The sequence below is a fragment of the Bradyrhizobium sp. USDA 4354 genome (genome assembly GCF_054060315.1).
The window spans coordinates 4,490,881-4,512,693 of record NZ_JBSSDC010000001.1 but is presented as its reverse complement, the minus strand read 5'-3'; the positions used below and the strand labels follow the sequence as shown (position 1 = coordinate 4,512,693).

21 protein-coding genes, 1 tRNA gene and 1 pseudogene are annotated in these 21,813 nt (G+C 65.4%); 8 read left to right on the top strand and 15 right to left on the bottom strand.

The annotated features are described in order from the left end of the window. Positions 1 to 44: 44 nt before the first annotated feature. The 4 genes from lepB to ACVIIV_RS20585 all read right to left on the bottom strand — a co-directional run bounded on the left by lepB (position 45) and on the right by ACVIIV_RS20585 (position 3,630). Positions 45 to 788, bottom strand: a complete 744-nt coding sequence (gene lepB, locus ACVIIV_RS20600) for a signal peptidase I (RefSeq protein WP_456745797.1) — start codon at positions 786 to 788, stop codon at positions 45 to 47. Between the two features lie 164 nt (positions 789 to 952). Continuing rightward, the gene (locus ACVIIV_RS20595; RefSeq protein ID WP_456745796.1) at positions 953 to 2,116 is read right to left on the bottom strand and encodes a slipin family protein; all 1,164 of its coding nucleotides are present in this window, start codon (positions 2,114 to 2,116) and stop codon (positions 953 to 955) included. Between the two features lie 411 nt (positions 2,117 to 2,527). After that, a tRNA-Phe gene (locus ACVIIV_RS20590) sits at positions 2,528 to 2,600 on the bottom strand. A gap of 190 nt (positions 2,601 to 2,790) precedes the next feature. Then, on the bottom strand, positions 2,791 to 3,630 hold the full coding sequence (locus ACVIIV_RS20585) for a LysR family transcriptional regulator (protein ID WP_456745795.1): 840 nt from the start codon (positions 3,628 to 3,630) through the stop codon (positions 2,791 to 2,793). A 130-nt stretch (positions 3,631 to 3,760) separates the two neighbouring features. On the opposite strand from ACVIIV_RS20585, the gene ACVIIV_RS20580 reads away from it, so the two are divergent. Then, positions 3,761 to 4,354 carry a cysteine hydrolase family protein gene (locus tag ACVIIV_RS20580; RefSeq protein WP_456745794.1) on the top strand — a complete coding sequence of 198 codons (594 nt, stop codon included), beginning with the start codon at positions 3,761 to 3,763 and terminating at the stop codon, positions 4,352 to 4,354. Between the two features lie 12 nt (positions 4,355 to 4,366). Next, positions 4,367 to 4,996 carry a glutathione binding-like protein gene (locus ACVIIV_RS20575; RefSeq protein ID WP_456745793.1) on the top strand — a complete coding sequence of 210 codons (630 nt, stop codon included), beginning with the start codon at positions 4,367 to 4,369 and terminating at the stop codon, positions 4,994 to 4,996. 9 nt (positions 4,997 to 5,005) lie between these two features. Here ACVIIV_RS20575 and ACVIIV_RS20570 read toward each other — a convergent pair whose 3' ends face one another. After that, positions 5,006 to 6,094, bottom strand: a complete 1,089-nt coding sequence (locus ACVIIV_RS20570) for a DUF2778 domain-containing protein (RefSeq protein ID WP_456745792.1) — start codon at positions 6,092 to 6,094, stop codon at positions 5,006 to 5,008. A 669-nt stretch (positions 6,095 to 6,763) separates the two neighbouring features. Between ACVIIV_RS20570 and ACVIIV_RS20565 the strand changes: the two genes are divergently transcribed. Both ACVIIV_RS20565 and ACVIIV_RS20560 read left to right on the top strand, forming a co-directional pair. Continuing rightward, entirely contained in the window at positions 6,764 to 7,288 is a 525-nt protein-coding gene (locus ACVIIV_RS20565; protein ID WP_456745791.1) for a FecR domain-containing protein, read from the top strand. A 77-nt stretch (positions 7,289 to 7,365) separates the two neighbouring features. After that, a complete protein-coding gene (locus tag ACVIIV_RS20560) occupies positions 7,366 to 9,252 on the top strand; it encodes a CHASE2 domain-containing protein (RefSeq protein ID WP_456745790.1) in 1,887 nt (628 codons plus the stop codon). A 6-nt stretch (positions 9,253 to 9,258) separates the two neighbouring features. Here ACVIIV_RS20560 and ACVIIV_RS20555 read toward each other — a convergent pair whose 3' ends face one another. From ACVIIV_RS20555 to ACVIIV_RS20540, 4 genes are all read right to left on the bottom strand, one after another. After that, positions 9,259 to 10,761, bottom strand: a complete 1,503-nt coding sequence (locus tag ACVIIV_RS20555; protein ID WP_456745789.1) for a glycosyltransferase family 39 protein — start codon at positions 10,759 to 10,761, stop codon at positions 9,259 to 9,261. Positions 10,762 to 10,767: 6 nt separating this feature from the next. Beyond that, the gene (locus tag ACVIIV_RS20550) at positions 10,768 to 11,895 is read right to left on the bottom strand and encodes a glycosyltransferase family 2 protein (protein WP_456745788.1); all 1,128 of its coding nucleotides are present in this window, start codon (positions 11,893 to 11,895) and stop codon (positions 10,768 to 10,770) included. Between the two features lie 241 nt (positions 11,896 to 12,136). Further along, entirely contained in the window at positions 12,137 to 12,340 is a 204-nt protein-coding gene (locus tag ACVIIV_RS20545; RefSeq protein WP_456745787.1) for a hypothetical protein, read from the bottom strand. Positions 12,341 to 12,484: 144 nt separating this feature from the next. After that, on the bottom strand, positions 12,485 to 12,865 hold the full coding sequence (locus ACVIIV_RS20540) for a hypothetical protein (protein ID WP_456745786.1): 381 nt from the start codon (positions 12,863 to 12,865) through the stop codon (positions 12,485 to 12,487). 117 nt (positions 12,866 to 12,982) lie between these two features. Here ACVIIV_RS20540 and ACVIIV_RS20535 point away from each other — a divergent pair, with 117 nt between their 5' ends. Further along, positions 12,983 to 13,804 (top strand): DUF72 domain-containing protein, encoded by an 822-nt coding sequence (locus tag ACVIIV_RS20535; protein WP_456745785.1) that lies wholly within the window; start codon positions 12,983 to 12,985, stop codon positions 13,802 to 13,804. Positions 13,805 to 13,811: 7 nt separating this feature from the next. Continuing rightward, a complete protein-coding gene (locus tag ACVIIV_RS20530; protein WP_456745784.1) occupies positions 13,812 to 14,273 on the top strand; it encodes a DUF488 domain-containing protein in 462 nt (153 codons plus the stop codon). A 195-nt stretch (positions 14,274 to 14,468) separates the two neighbouring features. Here ACVIIV_RS20530 and ACVIIV_RS20525 read toward each other — a convergent pair whose 3' ends face one another. The 6 genes and pseudogenes from ACVIIV_RS20525 to ACVIIV_RS20500 all read right to left on the bottom strand — a co-directional run. Continuing rightward, on the bottom strand, positions 14,469 to 15,392 hold the full coding sequence (locus ACVIIV_RS20525; RefSeq protein WP_456745783.1) for a PhzF family phenazine biosynthesis protein: 924 nt from the start codon (positions 15,390 to 15,392) through the stop codon (positions 14,469 to 14,471). A 533-nt stretch (positions 15,393 to 15,925) separates the two neighbouring features. Next, positions 15,926 to 17,233, bottom strand: a complete 1,308-nt coding sequence (locus tag ACVIIV_RS20520) for an adenylate/guanylate cyclase domain-containing protein (protein WP_456748784.1) — start codon at positions 17,231 to 17,233, stop codon at positions 15,926 to 15,928. Between the two features lie 105 nt (positions 17,234 to 17,338). Beyond that, entirely contained in the window at positions 17,339 to 18,502 is a 1,164-nt protein-coding gene (locus ACVIIV_RS20515; RefSeq protein ID WP_456745782.1) for an ABC transporter permease, read from the bottom strand. Further along, positions 18,499 to 19,431, bottom strand: a complete 933-nt coding sequence (locus tag ACVIIV_RS20510; RefSeq protein WP_456745781.1) for an ATP-binding cassette domain-containing protein — start codon at positions 19,429 to 19,431, stop codon at positions 18,499 to 18,501. The genes ACVIIV_RS20515 and ACVIIV_RS20510 overlap by 4 nt, the downstream gene beginning before the upstream one ends. Further along, positions 19,428 to 20,216: an HlyD family secretion protein gene (locus ACVIIV_RS20505; protein ID WP_456748783.1), complete on the bottom strand. Its 789-nt coding sequence runs from the start codon at positions 20,214 to 20,216 to the stop codon at positions 19,428 to 19,430. The genes ACVIIV_RS20510 and ACVIIV_RS20505 overlap by 4 nt, the downstream gene beginning before the upstream one ends. A 3-nt stretch (positions 20,217 to 20,219) precedes the next feature. Then, positions 20,220 to 20,909, bottom strand: a pseudogene (locus tag ACVIIV_RS20500) (TetR/AcrR family transcriptional regulator); the annotation flags it as partial. A gap of 99 nt (positions 20,910 to 21,008) precedes the next feature. On the opposite strand from ACVIIV_RS20500, the gene ACVIIV_RS20495 reads away from it, so the two are divergent. Then, a complete protein-coding gene (locus ACVIIV_RS20495) occupies positions 21,009 to 21,344 on the top strand; it encodes an ArsR/SmtB family transcription factor (RefSeq protein WP_456745780.1) in 336 nt (111 codons plus the stop codon). After that, entirely contained in the window at positions 21,341 to 21,802 is a 462-nt protein-coding gene (locus ACVIIV_RS20490) for an SRPBCC family protein (RefSeq protein WP_456745779.1), read from the top strand. The genes ACVIIV_RS20495 and ACVIIV_RS20490 overlap by 4 nt, the downstream gene beginning before the upstream one ends. The last annotated feature ends 11 nt before the right edge of the window (positions 21,803 to 21,813 follow it).

Genomic DNA, 21,813 nt, shown 5'->3' with positions numbered 1-21,813 from the left:
GATGCCGGGGTTTTTGTTTGTGGGGCCCGCGTTCTCTCCACCCGTCACTCCACCTTCCCGATCCGCTCGAAGCGCGGCTCGCCCTCTTCGTCGAGCGACCAGAAGATGCGCGTCACCTTGCCGACCAGATTGTCCATCGGCACGAAGCCGAACGTCGACAGCATGCGGCTGTCGGTGGAATTGTCGCGGTTATCGCCGAGCACGAAGAAGTGGCCCGGCGGCACCGTGAAGACGTTGGTGTTGTCGAGGTAGCTGTTGTCGACGCAGTCGTAGGTCACATAGGACGCGCCGCTCGGCAGCGTCTCGCGCCAGCGCTTGACCTTGGTGTCGTCAGCCCCGCAGGCGGAGTCGGAAAACACCTCCTTCAGCGCCACGCGCGTCAGCGGGCGGTCGTTGAGGAAGAGCTGCCCTCCCCGCATCTGGACGCGGTCGCCGGGCAGACCGACCACGCGCTTGACGTAATCGACCGAAGTGTCCTTCGGCGTGCGAAACACGACGAGGTCGCCGTATTCGGGGTCGGCGGCAAGGAAGCGGCTCGAGATCCAGGACGGCGCGAAGGGGAAGGAATAGCGGCCGTAACCATAGGCGTATTTGGCGGCGAAGACGTAGTCGCCGACCATCAGCGTCGGCGTCATCGAACCGGACGGGATGTTGAACGGCTCATACAGGACAAAGCGAAACAAGACCACCGGCGACCACAGCACCGGGATCAGAAGGATGAGGACGACGATCACCTTCCACTCGTTGGATCGCGCCGAGGGGCGGATCGTTTCCTGAAGAATAGTCATGCGCCTTCCCTGATAGGACCGTAGTCGTGCCGAGATTACGCAACCTGTGCGCGCGTGCAAACCCCAGCGAACTTGCGAATTGGTCGCGCACCGCGCGGATCACGTTCACCGCAGGGCAACGGCGATACCGATGTGAAGGGCCGCCCGTGGGCGGCCCTTCAGGTTCATGCGCTCTCGGGCGCCTTCAGGCGCACGAGCCGGGTCAGGAGGGCATCGAGGCCCTGGCCGTCGCCGGCATGGAGGTCGATGCGGCCGACCTTCTCGACCAGCCGCTCCAGCGACTCCAGCTCCTTGAGCCGCAGCAGCAGGGGGTTCTCCTCCATCAGGCGGGCGGTGTTCAGGAGCGAACGCGTCGCCGCGGTCTCCTCCTGCCGGCGGATCAGGTTCGCCTTCGCGACCCGCTCCGCCTCCACCACCTTGTTCACCAGCTCCCGGATCTCGCCGGGCAGGATCACGTCCTTGACGCCGAGCTCCGTCACCTCCACGCCGGACTCCGCGACGCGTGCGCGCACATAGTCGCGCAGCTCCGCGTCCAGCGCCGCCTTCGCAGACAGCACCTCGTCCAACGTCCGGCCGGCGACCGCTTCGCGGATCGCGAACTGCACCAGGCGGTACAGCCACGCATCCACGTCGGGCACGGTCGCAACCGTCCGCTCGGGATCGACCACCCGGCGGAACGCCGTCAGCGTCACCCGCAGCGCGATGCGATCCTTGGTCAGCATCTCCTGCGCGGTAATCTCGACCGCCTGGGGCCGCAGGTCGAGGCGCTTTACCTCGATCTTGCGGCCGACGGTCCAGAAGGCATGCCGGCCGGGCGCGAGCCGCTCCACGAGCCGGCCCTCGACATAGAGCAGACCCGCTTCGTGGTTCTCGACCACCGTCTCGCTCGTGACGGTCGAGCGGCTGCGCTCGATCATGGTGAGGTGCCGCGCGTCGAGCCTGACATCGCTGGACACATCGATGCGCTCGACATCGATGCGGGTTGCGACCTTCCAGTAGACGCGCACCTGCCAGGGCGTCATCAGATGCACGGGCCGGCCGTCGAGGCTGACGATGGCGATCTCGTCCGCCTTGGTCTCGACCGCCTCGAACAGCTCGGCGGCAAGATCAGGCCGCGCAGCCTTCAGCACCGCGTAGCGCTCCGCAGGAAATTCGCTGCGGACCACGTCGAGCACCTCGGCCTTCAGCTCGTGCAGCGGATCGAACAGGCGATGCTTGCCGGGCGCGAGCACGCGCACGAGCTGCCCGTTGCGCGTCAGCAACGCACGCTCGCCATCCTTCACCGTCACGTTCAGCATCAGCAGGTGCCAAGTCTTGTTCAAGGTCATGGCACGCCTCCATCATGTTGCCTCCGGCCGAACGTGGCCGGATAGCGGGTTGCATTCGCAAAGGACGTGAGGACGCGGACGACGCTTCCTGAGAAATCAGCGGGCCGGGGCTTGAGCTTGCATGACGACGGGCGCACGCGCGCGATCGCGCGGGGTGTGTCGCGCGGCCGTGCGGAGCCACCCGGCATCGGCGCAAGCGGTATCTACCCGCGGCGCAAAGCCGGTCTCACAGTGTCTAAGTTCGGACGGAAAGCCTTGCGGCAAAACGGCCGGACTGCGACTGAAGCGCGCGTCCGGTCCTCGTCAGAGGTATCAGCTGTTCAGGCTGAAACGGAGCGCTTGGAGCGGGATTCGAACCCGCGACCCGATGATTTTAACGTCACCTGCTCTACCCAACTGAGCTATCCTTCGTGGGGCAAGAGACCGGAATCGAACCGATGCCTTCGGGTGTTCAGCCCGACGCTCTCCATGAGCTAGATCCTGCGTTTCTTCATTCGGCGGAACACGAAACCGGAGACCGGCCCGCGCCAGTCGGGATCTCAGAGAGCCCGAACCCATGGCCTAGCGAAGGACGGCGCTAATAGACCAGGCACGTTCGGGTTGCAAGAGGGCGGATCAAGCTTTTTCGTCGCATCTTGCGCGCTGTGACGTGATGATCACGGTTATACGTGACGTTAATCGCGCGAGATGTCCTGGAAACACGTCCTCACCCAGTCGATCGTCACGCGTGTCGCCGGATCGCGCTTGAGATGGTTCTGCACCAAGAGCCAGACGTCGCGGCGCTTCGGCAGCAGCGTGGCGCGCAGATTGCGGTCGGCGAGCAGCGGCCCGCAACTATGTTCGGGCAGCACACCGACGACCTGATACGACCGGATCATGGTGCTGATGATACGGACATTATCGGTGACGCAACGCACGTTCTTTAGCCGCTTCGCACGCAAGAACTGCGCTTCCGGGATCGCGTCCAGCTCGTCAGGATAGACGCACGCGATGGGCTCCCCGTTGCTGCGGTCCACGGGCTCGAAAAAGTACAGCCTGACCTCGCCGAGCTTGGAGATGGTGAAGTCGCCCTTCTCCGGCTTGCGCAGGCGAATGGCGAGATCGGCCTGCCAGCGCGAGAACTTGACGTTGCCGCTCGCGGTGAGGAATTGCAGCATCAAGCCGGGATGATCGCGCAGGAAGCTGCTCGCATGCGGCGCCAGCAGTTCTTCCGCGACTGCATTGGTCGAGGCGATGCGCAGGCGCCCGACCGGGCCGGGCTGGCTCTCCTTGATGCGGTCGATCGCCGCGGCATGTGCGGCCATCGCGCCGACATGCTCGAGCACCGCCTCGCAATGGCGCGTCGGCCGGCGCAGCCCGTCCACCGCGTCGAACAGCGGCACGCCGAGATCGCGCCGGATGCGCGCCAGCCGGCGGCCGACGGTGGTCTCGTCGATGCGCAGCCGCGCGCTGGCGCCGGCATAGGTGCCCTCGTCCCTGACCGCAGCGATGATGCGCAGATCGTCCCAGTTCATTCCAGGAGCTTAGCAGCCGACGGCGGCTCCTGCAAATTTGCAGCCATATGCCGCAATATTCCTGCACAATGGCAGGCCCGAGCTGCGCTAGTGTCATGTCACCCGACATTCCCTTGAAGGCCTGACCAGCATGACCGCTCCAAAGACCCTGCTCGAACTCGCCGGTGCCGATCTCAATCTGCCGAAGCTCAACGAGGCCTGCCTCGTGCTGATCGACATCCAGAACGAATATTGCGCCGGTCCGCTGGCTCTGCCCGATGCGCAAGCGGCGATCGCCGCGGCTGCGCGCCTGCTCGCGCGAGCACGGGAGAGCGGAGCCGCGATCTTCCACGTCGCCCACAAGGGCCGGGCGGGTAGCCTGTTCGACCGCGAGGCCGCGCGCGGCGCGATCGTCGAGCGCCTGACGCCGCTCGCCAGCGAGCCCGTGATCGAGAAGGCGCTGCCGAATGCCTTTGCCGGCACCGACCTGCAGGCCCGGCTTGCCGCGACCGGACGCAAGAACATCGTGCTCGCGGGATTCATGACCCACATGTGCGTCTCCTCAACCGCGCGCGCCGCGCTCGACCTCGGCCTGCGCACGACGATCGCAGCGGACGCCTGCGCCACCCGCGATCTGCCCGACGGCCGCGGCGGCGCACTCCCGGCGAGGACCATTCACGAGGTCGCGCTGGCCGAATTGTCGGACCGCTTCGCGATCATCGCGCAAAGCGACGCACTGACCTAAGGGAGCGCCGCGATGCTGCAACTCTATTTCTTTCCGATGGCCTGCTCACTCTCGAGCCGCATCGCGCTGATGGAGGCCGGTATCGAGGCGCAGTATCACCTCGCCCATATCTGGACCAAGAGGCTCGTCGACGACGGCAGCGATTTCCGCGACCTGTCGCCGAAGGGCGCGGTGCCGGTCCTGGTCTTGGAGAACGGCGAGCGGCTGACCGAGAGCGCGGCGGTACTGCAATACATCGCCAATGTGAGGCCGGAGGCACGCCTTGCGCCGCGGCCCGGCGATATCGATCGCTATCGCCTGCAGGAATGGCTGAGCTTCATCGGCACCGAGATCCACAAGGCGTTCCTGTTTCCGGCCTTCTGGTACAAGGACGACGGCTCGCTCGCCAAGCCGCGTGCAAGGATCACACAGACTTTGTCGGTGCCTGCGGCGCACCTTGCGGACCGCGAATTCCTCGTCGGCAACGGCTTCACCGTCGCGGACGCCCATCTCACCTGGGCCCTGCTGCTGCTCCGTCCCGCAGGGATAGACATCGCGCAATGGCCGTCCCTGTCGACCTATCTCGAGCGCATGCAGGCGCGGCCGGCCGTACGGGGCGCGATCGCGACCGAAATGGCGCTACGCAAGACCTTGGCGGCTTAGCGCTGCGCCTCACTCCACCCGCGCCAGCACCGCGAGCTTGCGGATGCCCTTGTTGCGATAGGCGTCGAGGAACGCGTAATAGTCCTTGAACGAGACGCAGCCGTTGGAGTCGCCGTTCGGCCCGAGCATGAAGGTGTGCGCGAGCAGGCCGTCGCGGCCGTAGATCGCGCTCTCGCCGCCGATCGGGGTCAGTCGCAGCGCCGGCACGCCGTGGAACAGCGCCTCGCGCGGCTTGAGCGTGTAGATGTGCGGCGGCGTCACACCGCGCATGCGGATTTTCGAAGAGCGCGGATCGTCGAGATTGGAGCCGAGGCCGGAATGCGCCTCGAGCTTGGTGCCGTCGGGCAGATACACCGTCTTGGCGGTGATGTCGTAGACCGCGGTGTCCCGCTCGTAGGGCGGCGCGCCGCCGAGCATCGGGTTCTGCTCCTTCGGCGCGATGGAGGCGGTCACGCTGGCATCGGCCGAGGCGTAGGCGAGCAGCCCGCCGGACGGCTCGCGCTTGCCCCAGAGCTTGTCCACCATCGACTGGCGCGGAGCGGTGATCGACATCACCGCAGCCTTGGCGCGATCGGCGAAGGATTTCGGTTTTGCCTCGGGCGCAGGCACGATCTCGGCCGGATCGGCCGAGGCCAGTTGCACCTGGGCATCCGGTGCGCGCTTGGCCTTGTCCGCAGCCTTGTCAGCGGTCTTGTCAGTTATCTTGGCCGCCGGCTTCAGCGCGTCCGCGACCTTCGCGATCACGCTCTGCTTCGGGGCGTCTTTGACTGCCGCAACCTGGGTCGCGGGCGCGGCGCTCGCCGCATTCGATGGCACGCCTTGTGTCGCAGCGGCGGCAAAGCGCTCGTTGAACATCTCGCGCGAGATCGGAGCTGCGACCTGGAGCCGGTCGGGCAGCAGCGCGAAGGTTTCCTTGATGGCCTCGCCAGCCTCACGCAGCGCCACCTTGGGCGCGCGCTTGATGACCGGCTCGTCGTAGCCGATGCTGCCGACGGTCGGATAGACGCTTGCGCCAAAGATGTTGCTGTGGATCGTCCAGCCGGCGCCCATCACGACGCAGCCGATCGCCGCGGCGCCAAGCCAATTGGTCGTGGTCATTTTCCGGGAAGATTTCCGCGAATTAGTCTGCGAGAAACTCTTGGACTTCCGTGCCGCGTTACTCTGCGCAGCGATACTCGTACTCATTCGCCTTGCGTCCAGGACGGTGTCACTCAGTCCCCCTTCGAAGTGCCGCTGGTCACGATCCGGGAACAGCATCTCGCAGAGGGTCGGAGCGTCATTAAGGCGACTTTTAGTTAAATGCGGATTAAGTTCGGGCGGATGTGGGGCAACTCGATTACGTTGTCCCGTTTTGAGAAAAAGGCCCGCAGAACTACGGACTTAGTCGCGTCTGTTAACCATGTTTCTCGGCCGGTTTGCGCCAGCTGTTCGACGCTTGCGGCCGCATCCATGACGCACTCAACAACGTCATTTTCGTGATCCTCAAATCGGCCCTGAACGTAGCGCGGAAGCGTTGCGCGAGGCTGGCGGACCCGCGTCCGCCGGCCCTGCATCCGCCCACCTATTGCGACAACAGCGCATGCGGATCACGGACCGCGCGGTCTCACGCGGCACGGCGCCGTGACTGAAAGTTGATCGCGTCGGTTCTGGAAATCGCCGCCACGAGAAAATAGCTGCCAGCTCGGCACTTTTCAGCAGCCTCTGCGTGTGATACGGTACCGTATCATCCCGCCTTGAACTGTGCCGAGCACGCAAAGGGAGGCTGGCATGAGAGCAATCGCGCGCGCAGGGTTTTTCGCCCTGGCAGGGTCGTTTCTGTTGATTGGATCTGCGACTGCACAGCCTGCGTCCAATGCGGGCTGCACGGCGTCGCCGTCGGCTGCCGGGACGCAGACCTGGCGCTGTGACAACGGTATCACCATCGTTGCGGAAAATGGCGCCAAGTTTGAACTTAAGGACGCCAACCGCGACGGACATATTGACTCCGTCGAGTTGAGCAGCAAAGCCCTGCTGGTCGAGGTGCCCAGGAAGCCGCGGGGCAATCCCTTCAAGGTGCTGACGCCGCAAGCGATTGCTGCAGTGCGCGGCACGAAATGGGCGGTCGATGTCGCTGACGCCAAGACCTCCGTGTTCGTCGCCGACGGCCGGGTCGGCGTCACCCGCAGGGCTCGTGGACGCGGCGTCGTGCTTGGACCCGGCGAAGGCGTCGACGTCGAGCCAACCGGCCCGTTGACCGTCAAGACCTGGGGCCAGCCGCGCGTCGACGCGCTCATGGCAAGGCTCGGGCAATAAGACCGGGTCGACAAGGCTCGGCCCATGGGACTTGGACAATATGAGATTTGGACAATAGACGATTGCAAGACGACCGCATGCGTAGCCGACGCGTTCAGATCCTGGTGGCACTCGTCCTCACTGCGCTGTGGGGCGCGGGCATCTATGCCGCGCACGCCAACGGCAACTTGCGCTTTCTCGACCGCCTCGAAGCCACGCTGACGGACTGGCGGACGCAGGCCCGCGGCGTGCAGCGTCCGCCCGATCTCGTCACCATCGTCGCGATCGACGACACCGTCGTGAAGCGCGGCGGCAGCTATCCGCTGCCGCGCGCCGATCTCGCCCGCGTCGTCGACACCATCGTGCAGTTCAAGCCGAAGGTCGTCGCGATCGATCTCCTGCTCGTCGACCGCAGCGCGGCGATCGGCGATGCCACGCTGGCCAACACGCTCGCCACCGGTCCCATGGTGCTCGCCGCCGCGGCGATCTTCCCCTCCGCCAGCGAGACCGTGGCACCTAGCGAAGGTCCCCTGGCCGTGCTGCCAGAGGCCGAACGCTTCCTGCAGCCGTTGCCCGCATTCGCCGATCACGCCGAGGTGGGCGTCGTCAACGTCGCGACAGGACAGTCGGGCTCACCGCTCTCGGTGCCGATGCTGTTCCGGACGCGCGACAAGGTCGAGCTGTCGTTCCCCTTGCGCGTCGCCGCCCGTGCGCTCGACAAGCCGCTGACGGTCGCGCCCGACCGTCTCATGCTCGGCGATCGCGCGGTGCCGACCGACAGCGATTTCGCGCTGCCGATCACCTACTACGGCCCGCGTCGGACGATCCGTACCGTCAGCGCACAGAGCGTCTTCGACGGCACGCTCGATCGCGCGGCGATCGAGAACCGGATCGTCGTGATCGGCGCCTCGGTGGCCGGCGGCGGCGATTTCTATCCGACTCCGTTCGATTCCCTGATGCCCGGCGTCGAGGTGGTCTCGACCGCGATCACGCATCTGGTCGCCGGCGACGGCATCGTGCGCGACCGCCGGGTCCGTATTGCCGACGCGCTCACTGCGATCCTGCTGCCGATGCTGCTGGTCGGCCTGCTCGCCTGGCGGCGTAGCGCGCTCGGCATCATGGCGGCTGCCGCGGTGATAATCGCCTGGGCCGGGCTCAACCTGTTCGCGTTCACGCATGGCATCTGGCTGAACGCCGCGACCACCCTCGCCGCGGCGGTGCCGCCGGTTGCGATCTTTGCCGGCGTGCAACTGTGGGCCGGAGGCCGTCGCACGCAATACTTCGCTGCCAAGAGCCGGTCGCTTGCGCAATTCCAGGCTCCGGCGGTGCAGGAGTGGCTGGCGCGCGACCCGGACTTCCTGTCGAAGCCCGTCCGGCAGGATGCCGCCGTGGTCTTTGTCGATCTCTCCGGCTTCACCGGTCTGAGCGAGCGGATCGATCCGGACGAGCTCAGGGATCTTCTGAAGGCGTTTCATGCACTGATCGACAGGGCCGCGATCGATTGCGGCGGCATGATCACCGGCTTTCTCGGCGACGGCGCCATGATCCTGTTCGGGCTGCCGCGCGCGATGCCCGACGACGCGGCGCGCGCGCTGAAATGCGCGATCGATCTGCACCGCGGCGTCGAACGCTGGATCGCCTCGCTGCCACCCGCGATCGCAGGTCAGCTCGGGTTCAAGATCGGCGCGCATTGCGGCCCCATTGTTGCGTCGCGGCTCGGCGAAAGCCATCAGCACATCACGGCGACAGGCGACACCGTCAACGTCGCAAGCCGGCTGATGGAAATTGCCGCGCAAAACGATGCGCGGCTCGCGTTGAGCGATACGCTGCTGGACGCGGCCGACTTCCAGGGCGCTCCCGACGGCGCCCTGTCAGGCCCCCTGCTCGCCCACGTCCGCGGCCGCTCCGGCGTCGTGACGGTGTGGTTCTGGCGCGATCAGAGCGGGCCGGGCCAGGATGCCGCCGAGGCCGAGATGATCGGCTGAGGTCCGCTACCGCGCCTCCGGCGGCGGCGAACGATCCAGCACCTCGCCCTTGGCGCCTTCCAGCAGATCGATGCCGTAGGTCTCGACCACGAGCGGGCCGCGCTTGCGCTGCAATTGCGCAACCTGCGTCACTCTTGCAAAGAGAACGTTGAGGACGGGATGCCCGTCCGGGCGCAGCTCGTCGACATAGAGCAGCTTGCCGGCGAGCAGCTTGGGATCCGGCTCGCCCATGTTGACCCAGCGGATGCGTTGGCTTTGCTGCGCCACGCAGGAGCCACGCGGCAGATAGAAGGCGAGCCAGGCCGTGGTGCCGTAGTCCTGCGCGAGCACGCAAGTCGCACCGCTGCGCGCGCGCACCGCTTGGATCTCCGCGGCGAGCTCGCGCCAGCCGACACCGACGCTGCGCACGGTGGCATCGCGACGATAGCCCGACAGCCAGCCGGTGTTGGCCTGAACGATCAACGCTGCAAACATCACAATGCCGACAGGCGCGGCCCAGCGCAGGCAGAAGTCGACCAGGCGCCGCTGACGCGGCTTCCACCGCGCGAGGTTGGCAGCGGCGGCCGCGGCGACGACGAAGGGCGGATAGACCGGCGCGAACCAGTTGGCTTCGACGCGGGCATGCAGCGAATGCCAGACGAAATAGGCGACGATGGTCCAGAACATCGTCTCGATCAGTACGCGCGAGGCCAGCGCGCCCGCGCGCTGCCAGGTCAGCGCATGCAATCCCATCGCGCCGAGGATGAAGACCAGCGGCGTTGCGAACGCGATCTGGGTCGGGATCAGTTCGGCGATGAAGACAGGGCGGAAGTCCTCGATCCTGGCGCGGCCGAGCTGCTTTGCGAACGAGACCCATTGGTGGTCCGCATTCCAGAGGATCACCGGCGAGAACAGCGCCAGGGCAACCAGGCCGCCGAGATAGGGCCAGGGCGAGAGGAACCAGCGCCGCAGCTTCGGCACGCAAGCGAGCCAGATCAGGATCGCCGGCCCGAAGAACATCGCGGTGTATTTCGACAGCAGCGCCGCACCGACCGCCACGCCGACCGCGAGCCACCAGGCGCCCCGGCCGGTCTCCAGCACCTTGGCGAGGAAGAACAGCACGAAGCTGGAGGCGACCAGCAGCGGCGCATCGGGCGTGACGATCAGCGTGCCGACGGAGGCCAGCAGTGTCACGTTGAGCAGGATGGCGCTGGTCGCAGCCACGCGCGCGCCGCCGAACAGGATTGCGGCGGAGCGATAGACCGCGTAGCTCATCGGCAGTGCGAGCAGGATCGAGACCAGACGGACGCCGAGCTCGGTATCGCCCGCGACCATGGTGCCGGCGCGGATGACGTAGGCGACCATTGGCGGGTGGTCGTAATAGCCCCCGGCGAGGTTCTTCGACCACATCCAGTAATAGGCTTCGTCGAAGGTGATCGGCGTGAAGGCGGCGGCGACCAGTCGCAGGCCGACCAGCGCGAGGATCAGCAGCGCGGTGTTGCGGACGATCCGCACGTCAGCTCCGCCCATTGCGAGCTATTTCTTGCGCCAGACGAACAGTCCGGACATCGCGTAGTTCCACACCACGCCCATCAGCGCGCCGGCCATGCCGGCCAGCCACCAGATCGGCTCCTGGTCGTACACCGAGAACGCGACGCCGACATTGGCGAGCAGGCCGACGCTGCACACGATGTAGAAGGCGATCAGGCCGCGCAGCAGCGCAAAGCCCTTCAGCCGCTGGTCGCGATAGGTGAGGAAGTTGTTGAGGATGAAATTGCTGGTCATGGCGACGATGGCGCCGGCGGCCTGCGCCTCCGCGAACGGCGCCTTGAACAGCTGAAGCGCGATGAACAGCGTGGTCAGATGCACCACGAGGCCGATGCCGCCGACCATCGCGAACAGGATGAAGCGCAGCGAAACGACGTCGTTGGTCAGCTTGGCGAAGACGAGACCGAGGAAGTCGAGCGCGACCATGGAATCGAGCTTGCTCTCGCCGTGCTGGCGGGCGCCGAAGGTGTAGGGAATCTCGACCGCCCGCAAGCCGCCGTGCGCGGTCGCGACGATGTCGAGCAGGATCTTGAAGCCGTGCACGGAGAGCTTTGGCGCGAGCTGCTCGAAACGGTCGCGGCGGACCATGAAGAAGCCGCTCATGGGGTCGGCAATCTCGACCCGCAGCATCTTCCTGGCGACCTCGGTCGCGAGCGCGCTGGCGCCGGCACGCTGCTTGTTGAAGCCTTCGCTCTTGTAGCCCTCGATGTAGCGGCTGCCGACCACGAGGTCGGCCTGATCGCTTGCGAGCAGCAACAGCATTTTCGGCAGCTGCGTCTCGTCGTGCTGGAGGTCGGCATCGATCACGGCCACATAGGGCGCGCTGGAGGCAAGAATGCCCTCGATACAGGCGCCCGACAGGCCGCGGCGGCCGATGCGGCGGACACAGCGCACGCGGCTGTCGCGCTGCGCCAGCGCCCGCACGACGTCCCAGGTGCCGTCAGGCGAATTGTCGTCGACGAACACGACTTCCCACGCGACGTTGACGAGGGTCGCCTCCAGGCGCCGGTAAAGCACCGTGACGTTGTCGCGCTCGTTGAACGTAGGGACGATGACCGACAGTTCCGGCCCCTCTTGAGCCTGGCTGTCGAGGCCCGGTCTGATCGCTTCATTCATGACGGCAGCGTATATCCGCCGCATCCTGCGCTGCCAAGCCGGGGTCTTTGGGGAACGGCCGAAAAGGGGCCCTAAAATGCCAACGACCCCGGAACGGCGGACCGCGCGTACATCCGGCGCAGGCCTGAGCTATTCCAAGGTCGTCCCAGCGACGGAGTTTTTCGCTCAACGTCGCCGTTAGAGGCTAGATGGGGACGGCAAGAGCGCTTCGCAAGGGGGCGGAAACCCCATTTTCCGCGCCCTATTGGTTGGGGACTTCCCGGATGATCGGCCCGCGCGGCGCGGGCGCGGCGGGGGCTGCCGGTGCCGCCGCCGGGGCCGGCTCGACTTTCGCCGGCTTGGGCGGCTTGCCGTACTGGCCGATCGGCCCAAACACGACGGCAACCGCAAGCACGATCGCCGCGACGATCGCCCCCACAATGCCCCCCACCGACTCAGACGACATGCAAGTCCATCCCTGCTCCAGACGCGCACACTGATACCATGGATGAGCGCGCGGCCGGAAGGCCCCGGGCGAATAGCGAATGGCGAGTGGCGAATGAGGCAACCGGGGCTTCTGACCCACTCGCCATTCGCCACTCCCCATTCCCTACTTCACCGGCGGCCGGCGCTTGACGAAGGCCATCACGATGTCCTTCTGCGCCGCCTCCACCGCCCTGTTCGCGGTGGCGAGATGGGCGCCGGCATCGATGTTCGGATACTGCGTGGTGAGATAGTCGAGCAGCGCCACCCGGTAATATTGCCGCTCCGATGGACAGGCGCCCGCCACCGAGCGGCCGAAATCCTGCTCCGACAGGCCCCGATTGGAGTCGCGCGAATATTCCCGCGCCAGGCAATGCCAGTAATCGTCGCGGCCCTGCTGGGCGAGCTTCTGTGCGCTCTTGGCGTCGTCGTCATCCGCCAACGCCGAGCATGTCATGGCAGCAGATGTCATCATGACGAGCGCGGCTCCCATCGTCAGCATCCGCATTGTTGTTCTCCTTTTTCGCGGGTCCGGTCGCGAGCTTAGACAGGACGAGCCAACTGGCCAATCACATCTGGTTTGATTAGGATGAAGCCCTCCCTCTCTTCCGATGCGAGACATTCTGTGGCCAAAGCAAAAACCGCGTCAAAAAAATCCGGCAACATCTTCATCGGCATCGGCGGCTGGACCTTCGAGCCCTGGCGCGGCGTGTTCTATCCGGAGAAGCTCGCGCAGGCGAAGGAGCTGTCCTATGCCGCCTCGAAGCTGACCTCGATCGAAATCAACGGCACCTATTACGGCTCGCAGAAGCCGGAGAGCTTCCGCAAATGGGCGAGCGAAGTCCCTGATAGCTTCGTGTTCTCGGTGAAGGGACCGCGCTTCGCCACCAACCGCCGCGTGCTTGCCGAGGCCGGCGATTCCATCAAGCGGTTCTATGATTCCGGCGTGCTGGAGCTCGGCGATCATCTCGGGCCCGTGCTGTGGCAGTTCGCGCCGACGAAGAAGTTCGACGGTGCCGATTTCGGCAAGTTCCTGGAGCTGTTGCCGCGCAAGCTCGACGGACGCGCTTTGCGCCATGTCGTGGAAGTGCGCCATGACAGCTTCTGCACACCTGACTTCATCGCGCTGATCCGCGAGTTCGAGACGCCCGTGGTGTTCGCCGAGCATGGCAAATATCCTGCTATCGCCGACGTCGCCGGCGATTTCGTCTATGCGCGGCTCCAGAAAGGCAATGACGACATCAAGACCTGCTATCCGCCGAAACAGCTCGACGCCTGGGCCAAGCGCTTCCAGGATTGGGCTTGGGGGGGCGAACCGGACGACCTGCCGAAGGTTGACAAGGCCAAGCCGAAGAAGGAGCCGCGCGACGTGTTCGCCTATGTCATCCACGAGGGCAAGGTGCGCGCGCCCCACGGTGCCATGGAACTGATCGCGCGGGTGAGTTGAGGGTTACATGGCAAAGGCGAAGAAGCTCTTCACCATCGGCTATGAGCAGACGCCGCCGAAGGCGGTGCTGGACGAGCTGGAAGCGGCGGGCGTCAAGCTCGTGGTCGACGTGCGCGCGGTGACGTCATCGCGCCGGCCCGGCTTTTCCAAGAAGCAGCTTTCGGCAGGCCTCGACGAGCGCGGCATCGCCTATGTCCATCTCGCCGCGCTCGGCACGCCGAAGGAGGGCCGCCTCGCGGCGCGCAGCGGTCAATACGACGCGCTGGAGAAGATCTATTCGAAGCACCTGAAGACACCGCAGGCGAAAGAAGAGATGGACGAGCTCTCGGCGCTGGTGAAGAAGGCAGGCCCGGTGTGCCTGCTCTGCTACGAGCGCGACCACACCCACTGCCACCGCCAGATGATTGCGGAGATCATCGAAGAGCGCGATGGCGTGACGGTGACGAATTTGGCGGGACGGCAGGTGTAGCCGTTACTCCGGACCGTCGGATAAATCAGGGTCTAACAGTAGCCGTCACCCCGAGGTGCCGTAGCGAAGCGGAGGCCTCGAAGGGCGGCGGCGTGCTCCGAGGCTACGGGCCGTTCATCCTTCGAGGCTCGCAAGGGCTCGCAACTCCAGCGACAATGGCTTCGCCATTGCGCGGGGATGACGGAGAGAGAGCGCTCACTCCGCTCCCGCCAACCTAAACGTCCCCTCCATCATCTGCACGCAGCTGCCGCCGACATGGGCGGAGACGATCTTGCCATCCTGCTTGCGCACGCGTGTCAGGAGAATGCTCGGCCGGCCCATGTCAAAGCCCTGGCCGACCGTGAGCTTCAACTCGCCGTCGCGCGTGGGATCGAGATCGGCGAACAGAGCCGCCGCCGCGACCGTGGCGCTGCCGGTGGCGGGGTCTTCGATCAGGCCGCTGGCGCCGGGAAAGAACATCCGCGCCTGGCACTCGCACGGCGCCTCCGCAGCTGGCACATCGCGCGTGTAAAAGTAGACCGAGAAGGCGCCGTCGCGCGGCAGCATCCGAGCGAATGCCGCGGCATCGGGCTTGGCCCGCCGCACGGCCTCGCGCGATTTCACCTCCGCGACCACGAACGGCGTTCCGACACCGACGACCTGCGGCGCGTGATGATCGGCCCTGACGTCATCCGCCGTCAGCGAGATACAGGCCGCGACCTCCTCGGCAGAACACTTTGCAAGCCGCGACAGCGGCTGCGGCGCGGTGAGTTCGGTGCTGACCACCCGGCCCTGCTCGCGCACGATATCCACCGGCACGAGGCCCGCCTTCTCCTCGAACAGCAGGCGCGGCTTCGGCTCCCTGGCAAGGCTCGCCAGCACGAAGGCAGTCCCGACATTGGGATGGCCTGCGAAGGGAAGCTCCCTCACGGGTGTGAAGATGCGGACCTCCGCAGTGTGCGCCGGATTGCCAGGCGGCAGCACGAACGTCGTCTCGGAATAGTTGAATTCGGCGGCGATCGCTTGCATCTGTGCGGTCGACAGGCCGCCGGCATCGAGCACCACGGCGAGCTGATTGCCGCCGAAGGCGCGATGTAGCGGCGCTGCATCGTCACTTCCCCATGCAAGTCGCGGCCGCAACCGGCCGCATCGCGCAGCACTCTACAAGCCGGCAACATCGCTCGTCATGCCCCAAAGTTCGGAGCAATCGGAGCAATAGCGGCAGACCAGACGCAGAAGAGCGGGCGCACGCGGTCGCGCCTGCTCTCGCCGCGAGTCCGGGCTGGCCGACCTCGCCAGCCCGGCGTCATCTGTTGCGATCGTCAGTACGCGTACGCCGTGTTCGGCAGGCAGGGCGGCTGCTTGTAGGGATCAGATGCAAACGCACCCTCTGCCGGAGCCCTGACGCAGTCCGTCGTCACATGAGTTGCGGCGTGCCGCGCCGTAACGTTGCGGGCGGCTGCAGCTTCGGTTTGAAAGATGGCGGCGGCGATCAGGGCAGCCGCAACTAGGCTCAATCGGGTCATTGGCTTTCTCCGGATAACGAGTGAAAGCCGAGACGTCTCGGCCTCCACAGTGCAGGACCCGGAAACTAGCAAGGATATCTCATCACGCGTCTTCAATGCAGCGCGACCCTGCTTCAACGACGCGCGACCCACATTTGAAGGTGCGCGCTACCCCAGCTGAAACACCGGCACTTTCTGCTCGTAGCCGCGCACCTCGACTTCGCCGAGTGCGACGGCATCGCGGCCGTCATCGCCCAGCGCCTCGCGCACGGACGCGGAGATCAGGAGCTGCGAGCCGAACTCCTTGTTCAGCGCCTCCAGGCGCGAGGCGAAGTTCACGGTATCGCCGATGACGGTGTACTCCTTGCGCCGCGGCGAGCCGATATTGCCGGCGACGACCTCGCCGAAATGGATGCCGATGCCGATCTGCAGCGGCCAGCTCGTCTCTGCATTGATGCGTTCCATCGCGATCAGCATCTCGCGACCCGCGGCGACCGCGCGGTGCGCAGCATCGGACGCCTCCAGCGGCGCACCGAACAGCGCGAGAAAACCGTCGCCCAGGAACTTGTTCACGATGCCGCCGTGGCGGTCGAGGATGTCGACCAGCACCGCGAAGGCGCCGTCGAGCCGGTCGACCACCTCCTGCGGCGTGCGCGACCGCGCGCCGGCGGTGAAGCCGCGGAAATCGACGAACATCACCGCGACGTGGCGGACGTCACCGCCGCCGCTGGTGCCTGCCGCCATCAGCCGCTCCACCACCTGCGGAGAGACGTGCTGGCCGAACAGGTTCGTCACGCGGTCGCGCGCGGTCGCGGCCGCAATGCTCGCGGCGAACTGGCGGCGCAGCTGAGCGCCGACGGCACCCGCCAGCACGCCACAGATCAGGATCACGATGCTGCGCACAGCGTGGAAATAGATCAGGGGATCGCCGGCCTCGTCAGCCGCGTTGTAGTGCAGCGCGACCGCCAGAAGCCCGGCCGCAGCAACGAAACCTGTGAATGCAGAGAGCCAGAAGTCGAGCCGCAAGGTCGAGAGAATGACGAAGATGAAGTACATCAGCGGAACGGCAAAGCCGAGAGCCTGGCTTGGGCCCATGGTCCGGGTTTGCAGAACGAGGATCACCGTCGGCAGCGAGGTCTCGATCAGCGTGCCGATATAGCGCCTGATCACCGGCAGATCGCGATCGAGCCGGATGTTCTTCCTGATCTGGGTGTGGACCCAAACCTCGAACAGGATGAAGCCGCCGAGAAGGCCATAGACCTCGATCAGCCCTTCCGTTCCGCGCCAGACCCGGTTCACCACGCCGGGGTCGATCAGATAGATCGCGGTGAGCAGCAGCAGCATAGTGCAGCCCGTCATGATCAGCGCCCGCACCCGGAGCAGCTCGGTGCGCAGCACCTCCCGCGTCAGCTCGCGCTCGAAATCCTCCGACAAGGCGGCATGCTGCCGCGTCCTCCTGCTCGCAAAACGAACCATCATCCCCCCTTGTCATTCCGGGGCACGCGTAGCGTGAGCCCGGAATCTCGAGATTCCGGGTTCGCACTTTGTGCGGCCCGGAATGACGTCACAAGACAGTGTGCCTCAATCCAGCGTGCGGCGGAAGCGCGTCACGGCGATGGTCATGGCGAGCAGCATCAAGGCCGCCAGCGCCAGCGTATCGAAACGCAGGTTCTCCATGGTAGCTCCCTTAAGCATGATGGCCCGGACGATCCGCAAATAATGGGTCAGCGGCAGGCATTCGCCGACATATTGCGCCCAGGTGGGCATGCCGGCGAACGGAAACATGAAGCCGGACAGGAGAATGCTCGGCAGGAAGAACATCATCGACATCTGCATGGCCTGGAGCTGGTTCTGCACCACCGTCGAGATGGTATAGCCGATCGACAGATTGGTGGTGATGAACAGCGTCGAGAGCAGCGCCAGCAGGACGAGATTGCCGAGCACGGGCACGCCAAACAGGCCGACGCCGATGCCGATGATCAGGAAGGCCTGGACGAAGCCGACCAGCACGTAAGGCACGATCTTGCCGAACATCACCTCGACCGGCTTGATCGGCATCGACAACAGGCTCTCCATGGTGCCGCGCTCGACCTCGCGCGTGACCGACAACGCGGTGAAGATCAGCATGGTCATGGTCAGAATGGTGCCGACCAGCCCCGGCACGATGTTGAGGCTGGAGGCCGCCGCCGGATTGTAGCGGGCATGCGCGCGGATCTCGAACGGCATCTCCGGAGGATCGCCGATAAAGAGATCGTGCTTGAGCGCAGTCTGCACGACCATGCCGAGCGAGCCGATCGCCGCGCTCGCCGCGACCGGATCGGTGGCGTCGGCGGCAACCAGCAGCGCCGGCCTGTCGCCACGCCGCACCGCCCGCTCGAAGCCGCGCGGAATCTCGACGCCGAATAGCACCTTGCCGGATTTCAAGAGATTGTCGAAATCATCGACGTCGTGCACTTCGTAGAGGAAGCGGAAATAGGCGGTATTCTCCAGCGCCTTCAGGATCGAGCGGGCGAGATCGGAATCCTCCTGGAGCAGCACGGCGCTCGGCAGATGGCGCGGCGTGGTGTTGATGGCATAGCCGAACAGCATGAGCTGCATCACCGGCAGCATCACGATCATCGCGAACGAGACGCGGTCGCGCCTGAGTTGGATGAACTCCTTGATCAGCATCGCATAGGAACGCCGCAGGAAGCCGAAGCGCTCGCGGATTTCGCGCCGTGGTGCGGGATGGTCGACTGCGCTCATTGGAAATTATCCCTGGAGCGTCCCATCAGCTCGATGAACACGTCTTCGAGCGAGGGTTGCGACTTCTGCCAGTGCAGTCCGCCCTTCTCGCGCCAAGGCGCGATGCTGTCTTCGAGAGCCGCGACATCGCGGCCGGAGACGTGCAGCGAGGTGCCGAACGGCGCCACCATGTCGATGCCGGGCTTGCCCGCGAGCGCAGCCGTGAGCCCATTGAGGTCGTCGCCCGTCACGGTGTAGGTCGTCAGCGCGGATTTCGCGATCACCTCCTCCACCGTGCCATGCGCCAGCAGATAGCCGTAGGCGATGTAGGCGATCTCGTGGCAGCGCTCGGCCTCGTCCATGTAATGGGTTGAGACCAGCACCGTGAGGCCATCGGCGGCGAGCGCGTGGATTTCATTCCAGAAATCGCGCCGCGCCTTGGGGTCGACGCCGGCTGTCGGCTCGTCGAGCAGCAACAATTGTGGATTGGGCAGCGTGCAGGCCCCCAGCGCCAACCGCTGCTTCCAGCCGCCGGAGAGCTCGCCCGCAAGCTGCTCCTCGCGGCCCGACAGCCCGAGCCGCTTGATCATGTCGCGGGCGGCGCCGCGCGCGTCGGCGAGGCCATAGAGCCGCGCAACGAATTCGAGGTTCTCGCGCACCGAGAGGTCCTGGTACAGGCTGAAGCGTTGGGTCATGTAGCCGACCTGGCGCTTGATCTTCTCGGCATCGCGGCGGATGTCGTAGCCGAGACAGGTGCCCTCGCCGCTGTCGGGTGTCAGCAAGCCGCAGAGGATGCGGATGGTCGTGGTCTTGCCCGAGCCGTTGGGTCCGAGGAAGCCGTAGATCGAGCCGCGCTTCACCTGCATCGACAGATCATGCACGACTTCCCTGCCCCCGAACGACTTGGTCAGGCCCTTGACGTCGATCGCGATGCCGTTGCCGCTGCTCATCGCGTGTCCGCCACCGGGGTCTTTGGATTGAGATGGATGTCGATTGGCTGTCCGACGCGCAAGGCATCGGGGCGGGAGGGCCGCGCCTGGATCAGGTAGACCAGCTTGTTGCGTTCATCGAGGCTGTAGATCACGGGCGGAGTGTACTCGGCCGAGGTCGCGATGAAATAGATCTTCGCGGTGAGGTCGGCCGCGCAATTGTCGCAAGAAACGCGCACCGTATCCCCGATGGCGAGCTTGGGCAGCTCGGTCTCCGGCACGAAAAAGCGCAGCTTCATGTTGCCCGGCGGCATGATCGAGAGCACCGGCCGCTGCGCTGCCACCATCTCGCCCTCGCGGAAATAGATCTGCTGGATGGTGCCGGCGACGGGCGCAAAGCCCTTGCGGCGCGCCATCCGCGTCTCCGACGTCGCCACCCGCGCTTCCGCGACGCGCAAGGCGGACACGGCGGAGTCGAGATTGGCCTGCGTGCCCGAGCCGGTCTTGCTCAGCGAGGCCGCGCGGTCATAGGTCTGCTGCGCGTTCGCGAGTGTCGCCTTGTTCTGATTGAGATCGGCGCGCTGGAGATCGTCGTCGACGGAATAGAGGGCATCACCAACCTTGACCTCGTCGCCTTCGCGGACGTTGAGCCTGGTGACCCGACCCGCTTCGTCCGGGCTGACGAAGATCATGTCGGCCTCGACCCAGCCTTGGAAGCCGGGATCACGCTTCTCGTTGCAACCGGCAAGCCCGGTTGCGAGCACAGCTACCAATGCCAATACAGAAATTGCTTGCGACGACCTCATGTTCGTCCTCCGTTCGCCAAAAATCAAATCGAGATGGACGCGCAGCATGTCCTGCGCATCGAGCGGCGCATGCCGCGCAAATAGGCTCTGCCAGATCACGGCGATCATCGCGGGCGCGACCAGGATCTGCGGATAGCGAGCGAGATCCTTCTCGCGGATCTCGCCGCGGGCAATACCGAGCTCGATCAGTGCGCGCATGGCGGCGATCCCGCGCGAGACCACCTCGCGGTAGTAGAAGTCGGCGACCGACGGAAAGCGCGGGCCCTCCGCCACGATCAGGCGCACCAGATCGCCGCGCCTCGTGCCGATCACCTCCTTCAGAAAGTTGCCTGCGAAAGCCTCGATCAGGTCGCGCACCGAGCCCGCCGGCGGCGGCAGCGCAGTCAGCCGTGCGACCACGGGGACGATGACGATGCGCACCAGCTCCTCGAACATCGATTCCTTGTCCTTGAAGTGCAGGTAGATCGTGCCCTTGGCGACGCCGGCGCGCCTGGCAATGTCGTCGAGCCGCGTCGCCGCAAACCCGCGCGCGATGAATTCGTCCATCGCCGCTTCCACGATCGCCGCACGCCGCTCCGCTGCACGCGTGGCGCGGTTCGAGGCAGGCGCCTCTTCGCTGCGAGCGGGCACAGGGCCCTTCGCGCCGGCGCGATTTGCAGATGGCAGGGCGGCTTTGATCGGCTTCTTCGTCATCTGAGAAATATGACTGACTAGTCAGTCATAGTCAAGCCGGTGAGACGCTCCGAACGAATTAGTGTTGACTAATGCATTAGTAACTACTAATTTGATTGCATGACTGAAGCTGCCCCAAACCCCGTCACCACCGTGATGCGCGCCCTCGCCGATCCAACCCGCCGTGCCGTGTTCGAGCGCGTGTTCGAGAGCAAGGAGATCAGCGTCGCCGAGCTGACGCGCGGCAGCGGCGTCACTCAGGGCGCGATCTCGCAGCACCTGAAATCCCTCAAGCAGGCCGGTCTCGTCGCCGAGCGTGCAGAGGGCCGCAACGTCTATTACCGCGCCGCGCCGCAGGGGCTCGAGCCTCTGATCAGCTGGATGGACCATTACGGCGTCTTCTGGCGCGAGCGCTTCCAGAACCTGCGTGACCTGTTGAAGGAGATCGATCCGTGAGTGCAGCTGCGTTGAAAGCCGAAACAAAGGACATCGTCATTGACGATGTGCTCCCTCATGCGCCGGAGACGGTCTGGAAGGCGCTGACCAGTGCCGCGTTGATCGCGCGCTGGCTGATGAAGCCGACCGGCTTTGAAGCCGTCGAAGGCAAGGCCTTCACGTTCCAGACCACCCCGGGCGGCGACTGGGACGGTGTGATCCATTGCCGGGTTCTCGAGGTCGTGCCGCACCGCCGCCTCGTCTACGCCTGGAAGGGCGGCGACGAGCGCAACACCGGCTATGGCGCACCGCTCGACACCGTCGTGACCTGGTCCCTCGCCCCGGTCGAAGCCGGCACGCGGATCCGCCTGGTCCATGCGGGCTTCGTCCTGCCCAGGAACGAGTCGGCCTACACGGTCATGAGCGGCGGCTGGAAAAAGGTCGTTAGGCAGCTCGACGAGATCAGCGGCGAAGGTTGAGTGGGAGATAT